Origin of the sequence: Spectribacter acetivorans (assembly GCF_031846305.1) — a bacterium.
Lineage (GTDB): Bacteria > Pseudomonadota > Gammaproteobacteria > Nevskiales > Salinisphaeraceae > Spectribacter > Spectribacter acetivorans.
Genome location: NZ_JAVRHY010000034.1, coordinates 1 through 1,206, shown reverse-complemented (window position 1 = coordinate 1,206; position 1,206 = coordinate 1). Strand labels below are relative to the sequence as shown.

At 59.5% G+C, this 1,206-nt stretch carries 1 protein-coding gene; it reads left to right on the top strand.

Annotation, left to right across the window (positions count from 1 at the left end; genetic code table 11):
- Window positions 1–68: 68 nt before the first annotated feature.
- Window positions 69–1,159 (top strand): IS3 family transposase gene (locus RM531_RS15965; protein ID WP_432280519.1). Its coding sequence is split into 2 segments (ribosomal slippage): window positions 69–321 and window positions 321–1,159, totalling 1,092 coding nucleotides; the frame shifts between segments, so codons are not numbered across the junction.
- Window positions 1,160–1,206: the final 47 nt, after the last annotated feature.

The following is a 1,206-nucleotide window of genomic DNA, read 5'->3' as shown; positions in this document are numbered from 1 at the left end:
CGACCATCCCCCGCTATTGAGTAGCAGGCTGATCTGGAGTCCAATCACCCGAAGTCTGGAGATTGGACATGAAGAAGCGCTACACGGAAGAGCAGATCATTGGTTTTCTGAAGGAGGCCGAGGCGGGAACGCCGGTTAAAGAGCTGTGCCGCCGGCACGGTTTCTCCGAGGCCAGCTATTACACCTGGCGAAACAAGTTCGGCGGCATGGACGTCTCGGACGCCAAGCGTCTGAAAGCCCTTGAGGCGGAGAACGGCCGCTTGAAACGCCTGTTGGCCGAATCGATGCTCGAAAACGAGGTCACGCGCGAGGCCTTGCGAAAAAAATGGTGACCGCAACAGCCAGGCGCGAGCTGGTGCGGTTCATGAGTCAGCGCGGCTTGAGCGAACGTCGTTCGCTGGCCGTGGTGGCGATGAGTCCAAGCGCATTTCGATATCAGCCGGCACCGGATCGCAACGCGTGTTTACGCGCCGAGATCCTGCGCCTGGCGCAGCGCTATCGCCGCTACGGCGCGCCGATGATCTATCTCAAGCTTCGCCAAGCCGGCTGGGTCGTGAATCACAAGCGTGTCGAGCGGCTCTATGCTGAACAATGCCTGCAAGTGCGTCGTCGACGACGCAAGAAGGTGCCGACGGCTGATCGGCAGCCGTTGATGCGTCCCGCGCGAGCGAACGAAGTCTGGTCGATGGACTTTGTATTCGATCGGGTCGCCGATGGCCGGGCCATCAAGTGTCTGGGCATCGTTGATGACGCCACCCATGAATGCGTTGCGTTGGTGCCGGGCCGGTCGATGAGTGGCACGCAAGTGGCTCGAGTCCTTGATGGGTTGGCGCTCACCCGCGGCTTACCGACAGTCATACGATCAGACAACGGCCCTGAATTCATTGGCAGAGCCATGCTGGACTGGGCCCATGTCAATGGTGTCCAGCTCAAGCAGATCGAACCCGGCAAACCGAACCAAAACGCCTATATCGAGTCCTTCAACGGCCGCTTTCGGGATGAATGCTTGAACGAGCACTGGTTCGTAAGCCTCGCCCATGCCAGCACGATCATCCGAGGCTGGCATCGTGAGTACAACGAAGAACGCCCGAAGAAAGAACTCAGCGGGCTGACGCCCGCTGACTATGCTGCGCGAATGGCCGCAGAAGCGGCCATTTAAACCCTTGGGCTCCGGATCGAAATGCTACTAAAACCGGGGGATGGTCG